The 20129-nt window shown below is 54.4% G+C and carries 17 protein-coding genes; 7 read left to right on the forward strand and 10 right to left on the reverse strand.

Annotated features, from left to right (window positions below; translation table 11 throughout):
* Nucleotides 1-80 precede the first annotated feature (80 nt).
* The 3 genes from rho to C8R31_RS01190 form a co-directional block, all read right to left on the reverse strand.
* On the reverse strand, nt 81-1340 hold the full coding sequence (gene rho / locus C8R31_RS01180; protein WP_107692259.1) for a transcription termination factor Rho: 1260 nt from the start codon (nt 1338-1340) through the stop codon (nt 81-83).
* 145 nt (nt 1341-1485) lie between these two features.
* Nucleotides 1486-1812, reverse strand: a complete 327-nt coding sequence (trxA, locus tag C8R31_RS01185; RefSeq protein WP_107692260.1) for a thioredoxin TrxA — start codon at nt 1810-1812, stop codon at nt 1486-1488.
* Between the two features lie 382 nt (nt 1813-2194).
* Nucleotides 2195-3892, reverse strand: a complete 1698-nt coding sequence (locus C8R31_RS01190; RefSeq protein ID WP_107692261.1) for a glutamine--tRNA ligase/YqeY domain fusion protein — start codon at nt 3890-3892, stop codon at nt 2195-2197.
* Between the two features lie 129 nt (nt 3893-4021).
* Here C8R31_RS01190 and C8R31_RS01195 point away from each other — a divergent pair, with 129 nt between their 5' ends.
* From C8R31_RS01195 to hemB, 4 genes are all read left to right on the forward strand, one after another.
* Nucleotides 4022-5011: a biotin--[acetyl-CoA-carboxylase] ligase gene (locus tag C8R31_RS01195; protein WP_107692262.1), complete on the forward strand. Its 990-nt coding sequence runs from the start codon at nt 4022-4024 to the stop codon at nt 5009-5011.
* Between the two features lies 1 nt (nt 5012).
* Nucleotides 5013-5762 (forward strand): type III pantothenate kinase, encoded by a 750-nt coding sequence (locus C8R31_RS01200; RefSeq protein WP_107692263.1) that lies wholly within the window; start codon nt 5013-5015, stop codon nt 5760-5762.
* A 71-nt stretch (nt 5763-5833) separates the two neighbouring features.
* Nucleotides 5834-6460, forward strand: coding sequence for a ribosome biogenesis GTP-binding protein YihA/YsxC (gene yihA, locus C8R31_RS01205; RefSeq protein WP_107692264.1), 627 nt, complete (start codon nt 5834-5836; stop codon nt 6458-6460).
* A 182-nt stretch (nt 6461-6642) separates the two neighbouring features.
* Nucleotides 6643-7641 (forward strand): porphobilinogen synthase, encoded by a 999-nt coding sequence (hemB, locus tag C8R31_RS01210; protein ID WP_107692265.1) that lies wholly within the window; start codon nt 6643-6645, stop codon nt 7639-7641.
* Nucleotides 7642-7686: 45 nt separating this feature from the next.
* Here hemB and C8R31_RS01215 read toward each other — a convergent pair whose 3' ends face one another.
* From C8R31_RS01215 to cysK, 7 genes are all read right to left on the reverse strand, one after another.
* On the reverse strand, nt 7687-10065 hold the full coding sequence (locus C8R31_RS01215; RefSeq protein WP_107692266.1) for a penicillin-binding protein 1A: 2379 nt from the start codon (nt 10063-10065) through the stop codon (nt 7687-7689).
* Between the two features lie 251 nt (nt 10066-10316).
* On the reverse strand, nt 10317-10709 hold the full coding sequence (locus C8R31_RS01220) for a SirB2 family protein (RefSeq protein ID WP_107692267.1): 393 nt from the start codon (nt 10707-10709) through the stop codon (nt 10317-10319).
* A gap of 2 nt (nt 10710-10711) precedes the next feature.
* Nucleotides 10712-11194 (reverse strand): CopD family protein, encoded by a 483-nt coding sequence (locus C8R31_RS01225; RefSeq protein ID WP_107692268.1) that lies wholly within the window; start codon nt 11192-11194, stop codon nt 10712-10714.
* A 329-nt stretch (nt 11195-11523) separates the two neighbouring features.
* A complete protein-coding gene (locus C8R31_RS01230) occupies nt 11524-12954 on the reverse strand; it encodes a dihydrolipoyl dehydrogenase (RefSeq protein WP_107692782.1) in 1431 nt (476 codons plus the stop codon).
* Nucleotides 12955-13139: 185 nt separating this feature from the next.
* Nucleotides 13140-13865: a tetratricopeptide repeat protein gene (locus C8R31_RS01235; protein ID WP_258192477.1), complete on the reverse strand. Its 726-nt coding sequence runs from the start codon at nt 13863-13865 to the stop codon at nt 13140-13142.
* Between the two features lie 397 nt (nt 13866-14262).
* Nucleotides 14263-15186, reverse strand: coding sequence for a serine O-acetyltransferase EpsC (gene epsC, locus C8R31_RS01240; RefSeq protein ID WP_107692270.1), 924 nt, complete (start codon nt 15184-15186; stop codon nt 14263-14265).
* A gap of 76 nt (nt 15187-15262) precedes the next feature.
* Nucleotides 15263-16225, reverse strand: coding sequence for a cysteine synthase A (gene cysK / locus C8R31_RS01245; RefSeq protein WP_107692271.1), 963 nt, complete (start codon nt 16223-16225; stop codon nt 15263-15265).
* A 291-nt stretch (nt 16226-16516) separates the two neighbouring features.
* On the opposite strand from cysK, the gene C8R31_RS01250 reads away from it, so the two are divergent.
* The 3 genes from C8R31_RS01250 (at nt 16517) to cmk (ending at nt 20005) form a co-directional block, all read left to right on the forward strand.
* On the forward strand, nt 16517-17896 hold the full coding sequence (locus C8R31_RS01250) for an adhesin (protein ID WP_107692272.1): 1380 nt from the start codon (nt 16517-16519) through the stop codon (nt 17894-17896).
* A 66-nt stretch (nt 17897-17962) separates the two neighbouring features.
* Nucleotides 17963-19276: a 3-phosphoshikimate 1-carboxyvinyltransferase gene (gene aroA / locus C8R31_RS15900; protein ID WP_107692273.1), complete on the forward strand. Its 1314-nt coding sequence runs from the start codon at nt 17963-17965 to the stop codon at nt 19274-19276.
* Nucleotides 19277-19324: 48 nt separating this feature from the next.
* Nucleotides 19325-20005: a (d)CMP kinase gene (cmk, locus tag C8R31_RS15905; protein WP_107692274.1), complete on the forward strand. Its 681-nt coding sequence runs from the start codon at nt 19325-19327 to the stop codon at nt 20003-20005.
* The last annotated feature ends 124 nt before the right edge of the window (nt 20006-20129 follow it).

Here is a 20129-nt window from a genome sequence, read left to right on the forward strand (position 1 = left end):
AAACGTATATTATCCTTTAACCCATGCCCCGGTGCAACAATATTCCGCGCCGCGGGTGAATTGAACGCGGTTTTCGTGCTTCAGACCCGCCGCATCGAATCAAAGAAATCCGCATTATTTTTGGTAGCCTTGATCTTGTCCAGCAAAAATTCCATTGCCTCCAATTCATCCATTGGATAGAGGAGCTTGCGTAGCACCCAGATCTTCTGCAGCACGTCAGGTTTGATTAACAATTCTTCCTTGCGGGTACCGGAGCGGTTAACGTTGATGGCGGGATAAATGCGTTTTTCCGCCATGCGCCGGTCCAGGTGTATTTCCATGTTACCTGTACCCTTGAATTCTTCGTAAATTACATCATCCATGCGCGAACCGGTATCAACCAACGCGGTCGCAATAATCGTAAGCGATCCGCCTTCCTCGATATTTCGAGCTGCGCCGAAAAAACGCTTGGGACGTTGCAACGCGTTTGCGTCGACGCCGCCGGTTAAAACCTTGCCGGATGCGGGCACGACCGTATTGTAGGCGCGTGCAAGTCGCGTGATCGAGTCCAGCAGTATCACCACGTCTTTTTTATGCTCTACCAGCCGTTTGGCTTTTTCGATCACCATATCGGCCACCTGAACGTGCCGCACAGCGGGCTCGTCAAATGTGGAAGAAATCACCTCCCCTCTAACGGAGCGGATCATCTCGGTAACTTCCTCCGGGCGCTCATCTATCAGCAGCACCATTAGGATGACATCCGGACAATTGGCCGCGATCGCGTGAGCGATGTGCTGAAGCATTACTGTTTTTCCGGATTTGGGGCTTGCGACCAGCAATCCGCGCTGTCCCTTACCAATTGGCGCGATAAGGTCGATAATGCGGCTGGTGATGTTTTCTTCGGCTTTGATGTCGCGTTCGAGCTGCAATCGCTCGGTAGGAAAGAGGGGGGTGAGATTTTCAAATAGTATCTTGTGCTTGGAATTTTCCGGCGGCTCGTTGTTGACCTTATCCACCTTGACCAAAGCGAAGTAACGTTCTCCATCCTTGGGGGTGCGGATTTCCCCTTCTATGGAGTCCCCCGTGTGCAGGTTGAATCGCCTGATCTGGCTCGGTGAGACATAGATGTCGTCGGGTCCGGCCAAATACGAGGTATCCGGCGAGCGTAGAAAACCAAAGCCATCCTGCAACACTTCCAGCGTCCCCTCACCGTAAATGCTCTCGCCTTTCCGCGCCTGGTTTTTCAGTAATGCGAAAATCAGATCCTGTTTTCGCAGACGATTAGCGCCGTCGATCTCATTGGCGATGGCCATCTCTACCAGTTCGGTGACGTGAAAATTCTTGAGGTCTGATAAATGCATGAAGGGAAACCCGAGGGTGAAAAAGCAGGGACGTAAAGCGTCAAAGACGTAGAGAAGCGCTGATGGGGCAGACTAGAATCAGAACGGAGCGGTGAATCGAATCAGATTCCGCTTAGGGAGGCGGTTGGCCGTAAGTTTATCTTGTTTAGATGTGGCTGTCAATAAAGGCGGTTAGCTGAGATTTCGACAGGGCGCCGACCTTGGTTGCCTCAATGTTGCCATTCTTGAACAGCATGAGGGTAGGGATCCCACGAATGCCGTATTTTTGCGGCGTGGCCTGGTTCTCATCGATATTCAGCTTTGCTACCTTTAGCCGATCCCCATATTCGCCGGCGACTTCATCCAGGATAGGCGCGATCATCTTGCACGGTCCGCACCACTCTGCCCAAAAATCCACCAGAACAGGAACAGTGGATTGTATTACTTCGGTCTCAAATGTTCCATCCGCGACATAATGGATATGCTGGCTCATAGGGATTCTCGTGAGAAGTTAATGTTTCGTGTGTTGGGTCAACGGCTGCGGTTGTGGGCAAAAAATTTGAAGCGGGATAAGGAAGCTCGGGTAGTCCGGCAGAAACGCAGGAAATGGCGGCTCGCCCGTTTCCACATGGCTTGCATCACTCTTGTTTCGATATGCTAGCGAAAAAAGTCTCGGAAGGGAAGAGTAACTTTATAACTGCTGTCCAACCGTAACGAATTATTGCGAAATCAGGTTTTTCCTTCCGGGAACCTCAATGAGTGTCCGTTCGTCGATTCGCGCGGCTAGCGGGAAATCTGATCATAACCGTCAAGGAACTCCTTCGGCCGCTGTAGCGGTCATGCCATGGGGCCGCGCACAACCTCCCGCTCCCGAATCAAGCCTTCTTACCCCATGAGTCCCGAAGTGTTACCGCGCGGTTGAAAACAGGCTTTTCATGTTTCGTATCCACCGGGTCGGCGATAAAGTACCCATTCCGTTCAAATTGAAAGCGATCCTCCGGTTGGATATTCCTGAGCGACGGTTCCACGAAGGCCGTTATGATGCTTTTGGAATGAGGATTAAGAAATGTTTTGTAATCCTGCCCGCTGGCGTCGGGATGCGCGTGAGCAAACAAACGGTCATAAAGCCGTACTTCGACCTGTTGCGCATTCCTTACAGAGAGCCAGTGGATATTTCCCTTGATTTTGCGCTTGTCCGCTCCAGGCGTGCCACTTTTACTGTCGGGATCATAAGTGCAGTGAATCTCCACCACTTCTCCACTATCATTCTTGACCATGCTTATGCATTTTACAACGTAAGCATAGCGTAATCGCACCTCTGCGCCGAGGGACAGCCTGAAGAAGCCTTTGGACGGCGTTTCCATGAAGTCGCCGCGCTCGATGTAGACGATTTTCGAGAAGGGTACTGAACGGTTCCCCCATTCCGGCTTTTGCGGGTGATTCGGCGCCAGGCACTCCTCTTCCTGGTTTTCAGGGTAATTGTCAATCACCACCCTTAACGGTTCCAGGACGGCGAGACGCCGGGGAGCAGACTCGTTCAAGTCCTGTCGCAGGCAATCTTCCAGTACGCTCATATCGATCCATGAATCAGCTTTACTGACACCGATACGTTCCGCGAAAAGACGTATCGATTGGGGCGTGTACCCGCGGCGTCTAAGTCCGGCCAGGGTATTCATGCGCGGGTCGTCCCAGCCGTCCACCAAACCCCCGTTCACCAGTTCAATCAATTTGCGCTTGCTCATCACACTATAGGTAAGATTCAGCCGCGCGAATTCAATTTGCTGCGGATGACATGGGACAACATCCGACAATTGATCCAGCACCCAGTCGTATAGCGGACGATGATCTTCGAACTCAAGCGTGCAGAGGGAGTGGGTGATTCTCTCTAGCGCGTCCGAAACGCAATGTGTGTAATCGTACATGGGATAGATGCACCATTTGTCACCGGTGCGGTGGTGATGGGCATGGCGAATGCGATATATGACGGGGTCCCGCAAATTAATGTTGGGTGATGCCATGTCGATCTTGAGGCGTAAAACATGCATGCCGTCGGAAAATTCACCTGCCTTCATTCGCCTGAACATGGCGAGATTTTCCTCAACGGAGCGGTCGCGATACGGGCTGTTCTGTCCGGCCTCGGTCAACGTGCCACGCAGAGTCCGAATTTCATCCGCAGTGAGACTGTCCACGTAGGCCTTGCCCTGCCTGATGAGGAGTTCAGCAAACTCATATAGCTTGTCAAAATAGTCGGAAGCATAATGGAGGTGGTCGCCCCAGTCGAAGCCAAGCCACCTGACCGAGCCGCATATGGAATCAACATATTCCTGTTCTTCTTTTTCGGGATTGGTGTCGTCCAGGCGCAGGTGGCATATGCCGTCATAATCTCGCGCGAGACCGAAGTTAAGGCAAATGCTTTTAGCATGGCCGATATGAAGGTAGCCGTTGGGCTCGGGTGGAAAACGGGTTTCGACACGTCCCCCCCATTTGCCGCTCCGGTTATCCTCTTCAATGATATTGCGGACGAAGTTGGAAGCGGAGGTTGGGGCGGCGTAAGTGTCAGCGTTATTTGTCAAGTTGGCCTCTCAAACTTTCAATCGCCGTCATTATAGAGCTAATGTCGTTTCATTACGCTAATCCGAGCACGTTCTGCGCAATGGAGCCTCTCTAGCGCAATCCCCGATATTTAGACTACACTCGCTAAAATGAAGCCCCTCACTTTTTCCATTTTGCGCCTCCTGAGCGATAACGAATTTCATTCTGGCGAGGTAATTGCCCGGGCTATGGGGGTGTCGCGGGCGAGTGTATCGATCGCCTTGAATGACGTGAACGAGACGGGTCTCACTTTGCAGAAAGTTCATGGCCGTGGCTACCGCCTGCTCGGTCCGGTGCAATGGCTGGAGCGAGACACCGTTCTGAAACACCTCGGCGGAGAGGCGAACCGCTTTAATCTCGAAGTGCTCGACATCATCGATTCTACCAGCAGTTATTTACTGCAGAGGGCAGCTAGAGGAAGCGGCGCCAGTAGCGAACATATTCATGTGGTGGCCGCGGAATTGCAGACTAGCGGGCGGGGTCGACGCGGGCGGCGGTGGTACTCCGGCTTGGGTGACGGCCTTGCTTTTTCGTTGCTATGGCGGTTCCAGCATGGGGCGAGCTTGCTGGCGGGTTTAAGTCTCGTAATTGGATTAGCCATAATACGCACACTTGAGTCCGCGGGCGTGGACGGCGCCGTGTTGAAGTGGCCCAACGACGTACTTTATAACATGTGCAAGCTGGCTGGCATCCTGATTGAATTGCACGGAGATATGCTTGGCCCCACCATGGCCGTGATCGGGGTGGGGCTTAACCTGAAACTGTCGAACGTGACGCACGCGCGCATAGATCAGGGGGTCACGGACGTGTACTCCATCAGCGGAGAGACCCCAGACCGCAATAAATTCCTGGCTGCGCTCCTGATGTCGCTCACAAGCGCATTAAGAGATTTTGAGCGCGAAGGCTTCAGTCTGTTTAAGCAAGAGTGGATGACTCATCATTGTTGTGAAAATAAAGTAGTCAGACTTGGCTTCCCCGACGGCTCCAGTCTTGAAGGCGTGATCCATGGCGTGGCAGATGACGGGTCGTTGCTTGTAAGAACTTTCGCCGGGGTTCAGCGCTTTAACAGCGGCGAGATCACGCTGTACAAGATGGAGTGACATGGATCCGCTTTTTCTACTGGTTGATTCAGGCAACACAAACATCAAGTGGGCGTTACGCGACGGACTCACTTGGCTCCAAAGAGGAGCAGTGGCGCAAGAAGAAATCACGTTGCTGGAGCAGGAATGGCAAAAACTGAGGGAACCCTCGTGTATCATGGTTTCCGATGTTGCCGGGGCTGAGGCCAAAGCCGAACTGTCTACGCTGTTTTCTCGATGGAATGTAGAGCCGCGTTGGGCTAGCGCTGTCGCGTACCAGTGTGGCGTACGCAACTACTACGCCAATCCGGCTCAGCTGGGCAGCGACCGCTGGGCAGCGCTGGTCGCGGCATGGCAGACGGAACGGCAGGGTTGTCTTGTGGTTGATGCCGGAACCGCTATGACGGTGGATGCGCTTTCCGACACCGGAGAATTTCTTGGCGGCATCATTACACCCGGTTTTGATCTGATGCGAAAGACCCTCATCGGTAATACTGCAGTCCCGAACAAGGATGACGGGGACTTTTGCGATTATCCAGACAGCACGGCGGATGCGATATACAGCGGCGCGACGCATGCCATGGCGGGTGCCGTCGAGCGCATGGCGGCTCTGCTCACCAATACCCTGGGCCATGCGCCTGTCTGTATCCTGAGCGGCGGAGCGGCTCAGCTGCTCCAATCCCAGCTTTGCGTGACGGTCAAAGTGATTGATAATCTTGTATTGGAGGGTTTATTTGCAATTGCTCAGGAAAATCCCGAAACGCCGCCGTAGCGGCGAACCCAACTGTCGACGCAGCGCTCAAGTTAATCTCCTCTCGTGTTGCCCGTCCTGAGTAAGAAAACATGTCTGTTTTTCAGCACGCATCCTTTTACACTACCGTTAATCAGTTGCGGCAATTGCCGACGCCCGATGGCGTGGAGATCGCCTTCGCCGGACGCTCCAATGCAGGTAAATCCAGCGCAATCAACTCGCTTACCAACCGCAGTCGTCTTGCTTTCGTCAGCAAGACGCCTGGACGTACCCAAAACCTGAATTTTTTCCAGTTGGGCCATGGCTTTTTGGTGGATCTCCCGGGTTATGGTTACGCTAAGGTACCCTCTGAAATTCGTCAGCATTGGGAACGCTTGCTCAGCACTTATCTTCAAACGCGGGAACCCCTTTACGGCATGGTCCTGATCATGGATGTGCGTCACCCGTTAACGCCGCTTGACCGCCAGATGCTCGACTGGTTCGCGCCAACGGGAAAGCCGGTGCATGTGCTGCTTACGAAATCGGATAAGCTTTCCAGACAGCAGGCTCGAAAAACCCTCAGCCAAGTGCAGGCTTTGTTGCAGAATGCCTACCCGCAAGGCAGTGTACAGTTATTTTCCAGTTTAACGAGGGAAGGGGTGGAAGAAGCCGCGACCTTGCTCGGAACGTGGCTGGAGGAGAAAACCGATCCGGGAGAACTCGCTGACCTGAAAAAATAAAAAACCCCCGGTTAAAGGGGAATAAAACCGGGGGCAAACTACCTTAATAGGGATTAAGGTAACCCGCTCAGGGAGGAAAAGCGGGAGACAATAAATAACGTCTGCAGGTAAGATAAAGATTTCGCGGACAAGTTCCCCCGGTTTTATATATTTATCAATTTATTTCTTTTTAGGCCGCAACCATGTCATTTTTGAGCGAATTTCCACAGAAGAGAATGCGTCGTATGCGCCGCGATGATTTTTCACGTCGCTTGATGCGAGAGAATCGTCTGGACCCGGACGATCTGATTTATCCCGTATTTGTCCTGGATGGAAACAAACGCGAGGAGAACGTATCCTCAATGCCTGGCGTGGTGCGGCAGAGCCTTGACCTGCTACTGTATCAGGCGGAAAAATGCCTGGAGCTCGGCGTGCCGGCGATGGCTATTTTTCCGGTTATCGACTCGAGCCTTAAAGATCTGACCGCTGCCGAAGCGGCCAATCCTTTGGGACTTGTGCCGCGTGTCGTGAGTGAACTGAAGAAGCGTTTTCCCGAGCTTGGCGTTATTACCGATATCGCTCTCGACCCTTACACGAGTCATGGCCAGGATGGACTGATTGATGACAGTGGTTATGTGCTGAACGATGAAACTGTAGCCGTTCTGGCGCAGCAGGCCCTGATACACGCTCAGGCGGGCGCGGACGTAGTGGCGCCATCAGACATGATGGACGGGCGCATCGCCGCAGTTCGAGCCGTTCTTGAGAACGCGGGGTGCATTCATACCCGTATTCTGGCTTACTCCGCGAAATATGCTTCCAGTTTCTACGGCCCTTTTCGCGACGCGGTTGGTTCTGCCGCCAACTTGGGGGCGGGCAATAAATACACGTATCAGATGGACCCCGCCAACTCGGATGAGGCGCTTTGGGAGGTTGGCCTGGATCTGGATGAGGGGGCTGACATGGTGATGATCAAGCCCGGTATGCCCTACCTCGATATTGTTCGGCGCATAAAGGACGAGTTTGGCGCGCCAACATTTGTTTATCAGGTGAGTGGAGAATACGCAATGCTTAAGGCTGCTGCTCAAAACGGCTGGCTGGACGAAAGAGCGTGCGTGCTCGAGGCTTTGCTGGCGTTCAAGCGCGCAGGCGCGGACGCTATTTTGACTTACTTCGCCCTCGACGCAGCGCGATGGGTGAAGTAGAAGGAACAGTGGCGTCTAAGATATGACGTAATTTCCCGCTCGATCTCAAGGGGACAGGAACTCATTTATGATGTCTTCTACCGACTTCAGATGACCGTCCACCTTGTCCACTTTCTCCACCTTTTCCACCTTTTCCACCTTTTCCACCTTTTCCACCTTATCCTCCGCTTCCGGGGGCAATTGCTCCTCCAAAAAATATTCCGTCAAGGTGCCGGCCGGTTCTCTCAAGCCCGTTTCGGGATTGATTTTCGCGGTTGCAATTCCGGAAGGTGGCTTATAAACGGAAACCGGCATGCCTTTTAATGCTTGGCCCATATAGCTCATCCACATTGGCAAGGCGGCGTGACTCCCGGTTTCGTTATTTCCCAGGGATTTGGGGTTGTCAAAGCCGATCCAGGCAATAGCGACCAAATCTCCTTGATAGCCGCAAAACCATGCATCCACATAATTGCTGGTCGTGCCTGTCTTTCCCGCCAGATCGGCACGACCGAGCTGTCGTGCTTTAGTGGCCGTGCCGCGCTGCACCACATCCTGCATTATGCTGGTCATGAGGAATGCATTACGAGGATCAATGATTTGCTTCGCCCCCTCTCCCGCCAGCACGGGTTTTGCCTGTTCCAGGATGTTGCCTTTTTCATCTTCGATGCGTTGGATGAAATAGGGTGATATCCGGAACCCGCCATTGGCGAATGCCGCATAACCAATCGCCATTTGAATAGGCGTCACCGATCCGGCGCCCAGCGCCATTGTCAGATAGGGAGGGTGTTGCTTGGGGTCGAATCCAAAGCGGGCAACGTAATCCTGCGCATATTGAACGTCGATGGACTGCAGAATGCGGATGGAGACCAGATTCTTCGATTTCGCCAGCGCCTCGCGCATGCGCAATGGACCCTCGTAATTTCCATCATAGTTCCGCGGATCCCACTGCTCGCTTCCTGTTTCTTCGGCAGTGAAGGAAAGGGGTGCATCATTGATGACCGTTGCGGGCGTGAAACCCTTCTCCAGCGCGGCAGAATAGATGAATGGCTTGAAGCTCGATCCTGGCTGACGCCATGCCTGCGTGACGTGATTGAATTGGTTTCGGTTGAAGTCAAACCCGCCCACTATGGCACGGATCGCGCCATCCCGCGGATTCACCGCGACCAGTGAGGCTTCGACCTGAGGGAGCTGTATAATTTGCCACGCTCCCTTATCGTTTTTACGTATCCGGATTAATGAGCCCGGGCGAATATTCTGCTGGCCGGGGGCAGCTTTGGTAGTAAGAAATTTTTGCGCGAACTTGAGGCCATCTCCGCTGATCTCAACAATTTCTCCGCCTCTGCGATACGCCCGTACCAGCTTGGGATCTACGGCCAAGGCGACAGCGGCGTGGATGTCACCGCTATCGGCCACTTCCTGAAGCGCATCTTCGAGCATCTCCTCCCGATCGGCGCCGTTTTTCGATAAATCTATCACCGCTTCGGGACCGCGGTATCCGTGACGCCGGTCGTAGTCCATTACGCCCTGACGCACTGCTTTATAGGCGGCTTCCTGATCCGATCGCCGAATCGTGGTATAGACTTTAAAACCTTTGCTATACGTATCGTCCTGATGGCGTTCGAAAACTGCCTGACGCGCCATTTCCGCCACATAGTCCGCGCGCATTCCAAATTCCTGTGACTCGCGCTTCACCTGTATCGGTTGTTTTTCCGCTCCTTTGAACTCTTCGCTGGGGATATAGCCAAGGTCATTCATGCGCCTGAGGACGTAGAGTTGGCGTGTCTTGGCGCGCTTGGGATTGACTACGGGGTTGAAGCGCGACGGCGCTTTCGGCAGACCTGCGAGCATCGCTGCTTCCGCGAGATTAATGTTATTCAGCGATTTTCCAAAATAGACCTGCGCGGCGGCGGCAAAACCGTAAGCTCGCTGCCCCAGATAAATCTGATTAAAGTAGAGTTCGAGGATTTCGTCCTTGCTCAAGCTATGTTCGATCTTGAAGGCAAGCAAAGCCTCGCTGAATTTTCTGGTTAAGGTTTTTTCCTTCGTCAGGAAAAAATTACGCGCGACCTGCATAGTGATCGTGCTGGCTCCCTGCCGTACGCCGCCGGAGGTGAAATTGGAGTAGGCTGCGCGCAGTATGCCAATGTAATCCACCCCGCCATGCTGGTAGAAACGATCGTCCTCCGCTGCAAGGATGGCCTGCTTGAGGCGCTGGGGAGCCGCGCCGATTTTTACCATTTCCCGCCGTTCTTCACCGAATTCGCCTATGAGGATCCCTTCTGCGCTGTAAACGCGCAAAGGAATTTTGGGGCGATATTCGGTCAGGGCTTCCAGCGACGGAAGGGTGGGAATCGTAACCAGAGCGGCGAAACCGGTCAATAAAACCGCGAGAAGACCCAGTGCGGAAACAGCAGCGAGAAGATAAATCCACCAACGCGCTAGCATGTCTGGCAATGAGTGGAAAGTGGCGAAATCTGCATGTCAGGTGAAAAGAACCGACCGTGATCGGACAGGGGAATGAAATGAGGCGAAGTATAAAGTCGAAAAAACAGTTCCAATATCACTTCTTGGAGAACCAAAAGGTTGAGCTTAAAGCAATATCGCGTGGAGTGCTATGCACTGTAAATCGTACGCTGGGATTTTACCGCGTTGTAGAGCTGTTTTTTGACGACCCGAAACTATCTTTAGTTTCAGTATTACGAGGTTGCACCGAAATATAATGCCGGGTTTTTTGTCACCGCAACGAGAACGATGTAAAAAAAAACAAACTGAGCCGCAATCCACGCGTAAATCCTCGCATTGCGGGTTTTGCCAAATCGCAGTGTCACCATGCCAAGCGCAATATATATCAGCAGACCCACAACTTTGGCGCCGAGCCACGAGTCATGTATCGGGTCCTGCCCGATCTTGACAGCCAGGGCGATGGCGCTTGTCAGCAATACGGTATCGACGATGTGAGGCGTTATTTTAACCCAGCGTTGTTTCAGGGCTACGGAGTCCTGCATCATCCATATCCCACGTAGTGAAAACAGCAGGTAGCTGATGACTACGCTGGTGACGTGAATCATCTTTATCGCCGCGTAGCTCATGCTTAGTCCCCTGGCAGCATCCAGCCGTGACTGCCGGCCACGGCCCCCCCAACAGCAACAAGGCTCAGACTTAACAATACTTGGTGCATGCGCCGCATCCGTCTGAAGTTTTTATCGGGGTCCCCGTTATCCGTGCGCCTGACTTGCCGACGCAACACGAAGGGTTCCACCACGAACAGCATCAAGGTAAAGATCCCCCATACCAGAACCATGGCGTGCATCCACCAGTAGCGAAGTTCTGCAAATCGGCTCCAGGCGTTGAGTATATGCACCATGTAAAAACCACTCAAACCGACGAGCAATGTCGTGAAGCGTGCCTGAGGAGCGAAGCGGCTTTCAATACGGCCGAAAAATTCCATTCGCTCGGATGACGATCTCATTTGGGCCATCGCCGGAATCAACACCGTCGTTACCATCGCTACGCCACCAATCCAGAACACAACGCCCAAGACGTGGAGTACTCTGGCAAACGCGAATTCGTTCATAAAACAGACTCCTCATGTAGCCCAGGACTTCACAATTCTATGCGAACCGATCATTGCATAGCTCGGGCACACGCAAGGAAACGGTATCCGCATCAAAACGATTTGCCATGTGTCTGCTGGAAAAATCGCAGTATGTAAATCGAATCAGACTGAGATAAGTAAACGGTTTAAGACAAATAAACGATTATGAAGGGCGAGTTCGATCACGACTTGCCGGGGGGAACAGGCATATGGACGTTCGCATCGAAGCGATTATAGGCTGTTGCATGCGTACTTTCTACAGTAACGTCATCACCAGGACGGGGCAACGTATGGATGAATCCGCGCGATTATTCCAGCGCCTCGGCATTGAGAGGCTCGCAACCCGCGAGGTCGGACTCGCCGCATGATGGCAGTTGTGCCGCCAACTCGCGCAGGGCGGTGCGAACACTCTCCTCCAGGACCGGGTGGTAGAAAGGCAATCGCAGCATGTCGTGGACCGTCAGCGAGCGTTCGATAGCCAGTGCCAGCAAATGCGCCAGGTGTTCCGCGGCCGGCACGCACATCTCTGCGCCGAGCAGCCTGCCGCTTTCCGATTCTGCGTAAATGCGTAAGACGCCTCGGTCGCGCTGACCGGCTTGTGCACGTCCCTGATGGTGAAAGTCCGCTTCCCCCACAAGCATGTTGCTGTCACCGGATTCAAAGCGCTTCCCTACCATCGCGATGCCGGGGTCGGCAAAGACGATCGCAAGCGGAGTGCGACGCGCAAAAATTGCTGTGTTGGAACGGCTGGCGTTGATTCCGGCTATGTGACCGTCATCGGTCGCCTCATGCAATAGCGCCTTTTCGTCATTGACGTCGCCAGCCATGAAAACGGGCAGATCACCAATTTGCATGGTATGGGGATCGACTGGAGGCAACCCCTGCTCATCGAGTTCGACACCCAGGGTTTCGAGGCCCAGATGTTGGATATTAGGGCGCCGGCCCAGGCTGACCAGAACACTATCAACTACGGCTACGCTATCCTTGCCACGCACCCGCACTGCGCCGCCTTGGCCACCGTTCATCACCGCCGCATCCAGGTCAGCCTTTTCTCCGAGATGCAAGGGAAATTCCTGTCTTAAAAGATCTATCGCGACCGCGTTGACCCGCGGATCGCTTAATCCTGCAATAGCGGTTTCCGCCCCAAACGCGACGATGTCAATACCCAGTCGGGAAAGCGCCTGTGCCATCTCGATGCCGATGGGCCCCGAGCCTATTACCGCAATGCGGCGCGGCAGTGTTTCCTGCTCGAACAGGGTATCGGTGGTAAGCAGTTGTTGTGTGACGGTGCGCCAGGCTTCCGGCACGACCGGGTGAGATCCGGTAGCGATGATGATGTTGCGGGCGTGCAGTTCGCGACCGTTTACCACAAGCCTTCCCACCCCAAGTAAACGCGCTTGTCCGCTGATTGCCTGCTCGCCTAGCGCGTTGGTCGCTTTAAGCGTACTGGCAACGAAGGCATCGCGGAGCCTGCGCACGCGCCGCAGCACGGCTGGAATGTCGACTGTAAGCGATTCCTCTCCCCGGATACCGAATTCGTCAAAGGTCCCGCGGTGATGAAAGGCGTTCGCGGCTTCGATCAGTGTCTTGGAGGGCATGCACCCAACACGGGCGCAAACTGTGCCCCACGGGCCATCATTGATCAGGATGAAATTGCGAGTACGCTTCTTTACTTCCCGTAACGCAGCTAAACCGGCGGTACCCGCACCGACAATAACAACGTCGAATATCTTATTCAAGGCAGATTCCTCGGTGGCGCAGTTTTTGTTCAAATGAGCACGGGCTTTGCTACGGGTCTGGTAAGGACCTTGTCCAAAGGCTCAAAGCTTTCGTGGATAATACGCGATCAGGAATTCGCAAATGCTGGCAAGACTACGCAAGCTGAACACCGGTTACAAACGATCGGATCGGCGTGCAGTAGATGTCATTCATGGATGTCGCGGCTCGGCTTGCTGCTGCCATTGTCCGGTGTTTTGGATTTTGATTTCGAGGCGAGCCAGTCCCGAGACGCCTTTTGCGCTTGAGCAAGCTGCTTCCCATTGAGAGAGCGCATGACTTCCTCTCTCGCCGCCACCGCTTGCTGAATGCCGGCCGCGGCGGCAAGATTAAGCCAAACGTAACTCTGAACCTGATCAATCGCTACGCCATGCCCCGTGCGATAAATGAGCCCTAATTCGTACTGTGCGAGCGCGTAACCCTGCTCCGCTGCCAGCTTAAGCCATTTTGCAGCCTCGGCGAAATCCTGCAGAGCACCATTTCCCGTCAGATAGAGTAAACCGAGCTTGTACTGCGCATCGCTGTTTCCGTTTTCCGCGCTTTCCTGATACAGCCGCACGGTGAAGTAATGATCATCCGTTGGGCTGGATACTTGAGGCGCAGGCTGCTTTTTGCTGCGTTCGGTCTTGGAATCTTTTGAAGGTATGATTCCGGCATCTGTCGCGGTCGGATATGTTTGCTGCGCGGCAGCGGATTTACCCGCGCCTATAGTCTCTTGCTTCGGCTGGCCTTCGCTTGCTGGCTGACCTTCGCTTGCCGGAACGATGTACTGGTCAACCGAGTTTTGTTCAATAAGCAGCCAGACAGTGGTAAAGACCAGCACGATAAGCGAGAGTGCTGCCCCTGCCGCAACATACGCGGTGGGATTTTGCACCCAGAAGCGCTCCCTGCACTCACGGCAGCGCACCGGCTTGAGGAAGAGCATCGCCGCTGTGCGTTCGCCGGGCCTCACGCGTGAACTGTGCGTTTTCTGACTGCCGCACTTAATGCAATTCGCGTACATAACGTCCCGTATTCCTTTTATTGTTCTGCTCCGGAGGCGGCATTACCCCACAGTCTAAGTATTGGGTGATCAAGCGTCAACTCGATGGAATGCGATGGAGAACAGACAACCAATAGCGTTTGTCTGTTTGTCTTTCCAGAGCATGCTAGCGGTGATCCACGATCGAGGAGTTCTCAGACGTTGGGGCGGCGCGGATGGTCATGGTGGTTCGCTGGCTGTCGAAGAGCCGCTGATAAGTTTTACAGTCTACGAATGTCACTAGAATCCGCTAGATGCCGGCACCGCCCTCAAATACCTCACTGCGCGTCTGTGCCTGTGAAATGGTGCTGCCAGGGGGAACGCTGCGCGTAAGCCAGACATTGCCGCCAATGGTTGAGCCACGTCCGATAGTGATGCGGCCAAGAATGGTGGCGCCGGCGTAGATGACGACATCATCCTCGACGATGGGATGGCGCAAGTTGCCTTTTACCAGCGCGCCGTGTTCGTCAACCGGGAAACGCTTCGCCCCAAGCGTTACAGCCTGATACAGACGTACGTGTTCACCAATGATAGCGGTTTCACCAATAACGACACCCGTGCCATGATCAATAAAAAAACTACCGCCGATCTGCGCGCCCGGATGGATTTCAATGCCGGTAGCAGAGTGGGCGATTTCCGAAATCATGCGCGCGATCAAGGGCGCGCCCAGACAGTGCAGTTCATGCGCAAGCCTGTAATGCATGATGGCTGTGATGCCGGGATAGCAGACGAGTACCTCGTCGACGCTACGCGCGGCCGGGTCGCCCTCATAAGCCGCCTGAACGTCGCTTTCCAGCAAGCTGCGCACACGCGGCAACTGCCGGGCAAATGCCTGTGTGATGCCGGCCGCCTGTTCCCGATCCGAATTGCCCGAGGGATCCGAACCGGATACGAAGCGGAGTTCGCGGCGAACTTGCACCATTAATTCCCGCAGCGTCACATCCAGCATATGCCCAACGTAGTAATCGACGCTTTCATTAGTGAGGTCAGGTAAGCCCAGACGGTTGGGAAACAGTACCGCTCTTAAGCCATCGGAAATGCCCACCAATACCTTACGGGAAGGAAGCTTCGGCGGCCTGTCGCGTCGCTTCCGCGTATCCAGCGATCTCAATCGCAAAGTTCGCAATTCGGCCACAACCGTGCCGATCTCAAGGTTTGTTTCTTTTAACGACATCGAGTATTCCGGTAGATTGGCGATCTGGAGTCGAATCTTGAGCCCCTATGCAGGTTCAGCCTAGGGTTGTTCAGATTCAAGCGTCAAGTGCGTCTTCGAAGAGGGTGGAACTCAAATAACGCTCACCGGAATCCGGCAGAATTACGACGATTGTTTTGCCCGCGTGTTCAGGATGCCGGGCATAGCGGACTGCCACGGCCACAGCCGCTCCACATGAAATTCCGGAAATGATTCCTTCCTCGCGCGCAAGCCGGCGTGCGTAACGTATCGCCTCCTCATTGCTCACCTGCTGGATTTCATCCACCAGTGACAGATCCAGGTTTTCCGGGACGAAACCCGCTCCAATACCGGGAATTTTATGCGGACCGGGATTCAACGGCTCTCCCGAACGCTGTTGCGTGAGTACGGGACTGGCGGAGGGCTCCACTGCCACTGACATAACGGCTTTCTCCTTCGTTTTCTTGAGATAGCGTGAAACGCCCGTGATAGTGCCGCCCGTGCCCACACCGGATACGAAAATATCGACCGCCCCGTCAGTGTCATTCCATATTTCCGGTCCGGTCGTGCGCTCATGGATAGCGGGATTCGCCGGATTGGTGAATTGCTGAAGCAATACATAGCGGTCGGGGTCTGACGCGGCCAGTTCCTCTGCCTTTACTATTGCCCCTTTCATACCGCGCGCGCCTTCGGTCAAAATCAGTTTCGCGCCATAAGCACTGAGCAACTTGCGGCGTTCGAGGCTCATGGTTTCCGGCATGGTCAAGGTCAACGGTATCCCCCGCGCAGCCGCGACAAATGCTAGCGCAACGCCGGTGTTACCGCTGGTCGGCTCCACGAGTTCTTTTCCTGGATGGAGTAGCCCCCGGTGCTCCGCATCCTCGATCATCGCGGTGCCAATGCGGCATTTTACGGAATAGGATGGATTCCGACCTTCGATTTTGGCCAGCACGGTCGCGGGTGCGCCGTCGGTAATGCGATTGAGTCGAACCAAGGGAGTGTGCCCGATGGACCGGGAGTTATCTTGGAACCATTGCGACATTGGAGCTTCCTTAATGAGGCGTGCGTGGCGGGTCATGCTCGGCGGCTGACCATCGGTGAGCGGGATGCCATAGTATTTGGCTTTATGAGTGAAGTTCCCCTGGATCGAGCTGCTCTCGCTACGCTCACGATTTGTTCCGCGCGTGCTTAATTTTATTCCGGATCGGCAGTGTGATTATAATAGCGGGATTTATCGCTGCATCCGCCATCCGCATAAGTACTATCCCAATGAAATTACGGGGATATTTTAACATAAGTAAAAAAATTTAAATCAATTAGAGGGAACGTCGAAATGAAGCTCAATCCGATGGATGGCTGGAACCGCTGGACACAGTTTATTCCGGCCGTGCTGTTGTTGACTCTTGCCGCATGCGATGGGGGTGATAAACGCGGGGGTAACGGCGGCGGAAAGCCGGAAACAGGGCCTACGACCGGGGTGTTAACGGATGCGGCGGTTGCCGGCGTTGCCTATACATCGTCCTCAGGAGCGGCGGGCACCACAGACGAGAGAGGGAGCTACAAGTACAATCACGGAGATACAGTTGAGTTTAAGCTCGGCAGCATGATTCTGGGAAAGGTCAAAGGCGCGCCTATCGTTACGCCAATCGAGCTGGCTGCGGATAACCCGAACAGGTTGAAGAATATTCTTGTGCTCCTGCAATCGCTGGATGCGGACGGCAACCCGGAGAATGGTATTTCGATTCCGGCGGGTGCTGCAGCCGCCGTTAGCGCCGCCATTAATCTAGATGGCGACTTCGCAGGGTTCGGGTCCTCAGCCGAGTTGCAGAAGGCGAGGGACGCGGGCGGGATTGGCGGACCCGTCAGGGGCGTGGAACTGGCCGGTGCTCACTTTCTCTCGCAAGGCATGAGCTTGCTCAGTACGGATATCTGGGTAAGCTACGACGACACCATGGCAATCGCCATCCGCGCCTCGACAAGCGGAACCGGCGAGTATCTGCAAGGGGAAGCGACCCCTGATGATTCCTGCGATGTCAATCGCGTTTGCGGCAGTAAGCTGGTCAGTAAAGCGGGGGTGGAATACGGCGCCGCGCGCATGTCGGAGTTTGATACCAGGGGATTCAAATTCGCCGGAGAGCCGGTCGTTGACACTAATCTTCAGGCCGGACTATCGCATTTGCGCCCGAATTGGCGCATCCGTATCGATGGTTCGGGACTGGTCGCTACCGATATCGTCGCGGCTCCTTCAGAACTGAAACCCGCAACATCCGCATTCAATCCTGGGGCATTGATCAAAACCACCGCCGAGGAACCGACTAGGACAATGGTCAAGGAAAGCCGTTATCCCAAAATGGAGAACGATCCAAAGGGAATCATCGGTGCCTGGGCGGTCGACACCTCTACCCTCAAGACGCAAACGTACCTGTTCTTTTCTAACGGTAAAATTTTGATGATGGATCCGATTGGGGATCCTGAGCGTCCCGGTCATAACAGTTGTGGCGGTCCGGGTGTCGAATTCGCCTCGTATTCCTACGATTCCGCAAGCGGCGCGCTAAAGGTAAAAGGTTTTACCTATGATTCGAATGGTTGCGCAGGCTTTTCCGCAAACGAAACCACCTCCTTCAAGCTGGGGGCAGACGGAACAACAGCCATAATGCAAACCGCCAGTGCGGCTCCACTTACGCTTCATCGAATTTCCCGGGGGGGGCGCTGAGAATCGTACCGAGTGCCCAAAATGAACGACATCTGATGGGAGCCAAGATCGTTCCCGAGATTCATCATGGATGTTCTTGACCTCCCGGCAGTTAAAACTGCACGGGGAACCGTGCGTCTGCCCGGCTCGAAGAGTATTTCCAATCGTGTTTTATTGCTTGCCGCACTGGCGGATGGCGCAACGGAGATACGCGATGTGCTCGTTTCCGACGACACGGCACGCATGCTGGACGCGCTGAAAGCCCTGGGCGTGCCCATCGTCAAGGTGAATGAAGGGGTTTATCGGGTGCAGGGCGTGGGCGCTCATTTTCCGTTACGGTTCCCGGTCAGTAAAGCCGATTTATTTCTGGGCAATGCAGGAACCGCTTTTCGTCCTCTGACTGCGGCGTTGGCGCTGTCCAACGGAAGTTATCGGTTGTCTGGCACTGCGCGCATGCATGAACGGCCCATCGGTGATCTGGTGGATGCGCTCCGTCAACTGGGCGCGGATATTACCTATCTCGGCAACGCAGGCTTCCCGCCGCTGCAAATCAAACCCGGGCATATTCGCGCCGGCAATATAACAGTGAGGGGCGATGTCTCAAGCCAGTTTTTGACCGGCCTGCTCATGGCAATGCCTTTCTGCGCAACCGATAGCGACCGGGAGTCAGTAATAACGGTGAGCGGCGAGCTGATTTCGCGTCCTTATGTTGAGCTGACGATAGCACTGATGGCTCGGTTCGGCATGCGCGTGGAACATGAAAACTGGCGGCGCTTTAATGTTCCAGGGGGGAAGCGTTATCGCAGTCCGGGTGAAATATTTGTCGAAGGCGACGCTTCCTCCGCTTCATATTTTCTCGCTGCCGGCGCTATCGGTACCGGTCCGGTACGAGTGGAAGGCATCGGGCGTGACAGCCTGCAGGGTGACGTGCGTTTTGCTGAAGCGTTAATGAAAATGGGTGCGCAAATTACCTCAGGCGCCAACTGGATGGAAGCCCGTGCGCCTGCATCGGGCTTTCTCCGGGCAATTGATCTGGACTGCAATCATATCCCCGATGCGGCCATGACGCTTGCGGTGACCGCGCTGTTTGCCAAAGGCACTACGATGCTGACGAATATTGCGAGTTGGCGCGTAAAAGAAACGGATCGTCTCGCGGCAATGGCGAAGGAGTTGCGTAAACTGGACGCGACGGTGGATGAAGGGGCGGATTTTTTACGCATCACGCCGCCAGCCAAGGGCCTTGCCACGCACGCCGTGATCGATACATACGACGATCACCGGATGGCCATGTGTTTCTCGCTGGCCTCGCTTGGCACTTCGGTTCGTATTAACGATCCGCATTGCGTAGCGAAGACCTTCCCCGATTATTTCGACAAGTTCTCAGCAATAGTGCAAGGCTGATCCGGTATCATTCATATGATCAGCCACGGGCTTTAATTTAGATCTGTCATGAGTACACATCATATTCCTGTCATCGCCATAGATGGCCCTTCGGCTTCGGGCAAGGGCACCGTTGCCCAACGCGTAGCGGTAAAGCTGGGTTTTCATTATCTCGACAGCGGCGCCCTCTATCGATTGGTCGCGCTGGCGGCGACGCGGTCCGGCGTCGATCTGAATGGCGAAGGGGCGCTCGGCGAAGTCGCGGCCAATCTCGACGTAGCCTTTATAGATTCGCAAATTCGTTTGGGAAGTGAAGATGTCAGCGATGCCATTCGCGCAGAAGCATGCAGCAATGCCGCTTCCAAGATCGCTGCTTTCCCGCGGGTGCGGCTGGCGCTCCTGGATCGGCAGCGGGCTTTCCGTCAGCTTCCCGGTCTGGTGGCTGACGGCCGCGACATGGGCTCCGTCGTTTTTCCCGAAGCCGTTCTAAAGATATTCCTCACGGCGGATGCTGAAACGCGTGCGCAGCGGAGACATAAACAGTTGATGGAAAAAGGGGTTGATGCTAATATTGCCTCCCTTCTGGAGGATATACGGGAACGCGACAGGCGTGACAGCAATCGCGCCGTGGCTCCTTTGCAGTTGGGTGCAGACACCTTTTTGCTGGATACCAGTTTGCTCAGTATTGCACAAGCGGTGGATAGTGTACTCGTGCGCTACGCCGATGTCTGTACAAAAGGGCGCTCCTGAACACAGCTTGAAGGCCCTCGGTTTTGGTATGGACGTGGTGTCTCAGTTGCTCAGTTGCTCAGTTGAGCAGTTGCTCTGTTGAGTTGTATTGCGGCTTCAATTGGTGCGGATACCAGCAATAAGC

It is taken from the genome of Nitrosospira sp. Nsp2 (genome assembly GCF_003050965.1).
GTDB lineage: Bacteria > Pseudomonadota > Gammaproteobacteria > Burkholderiales > Nitrosomonadaceae > Nitrosospira.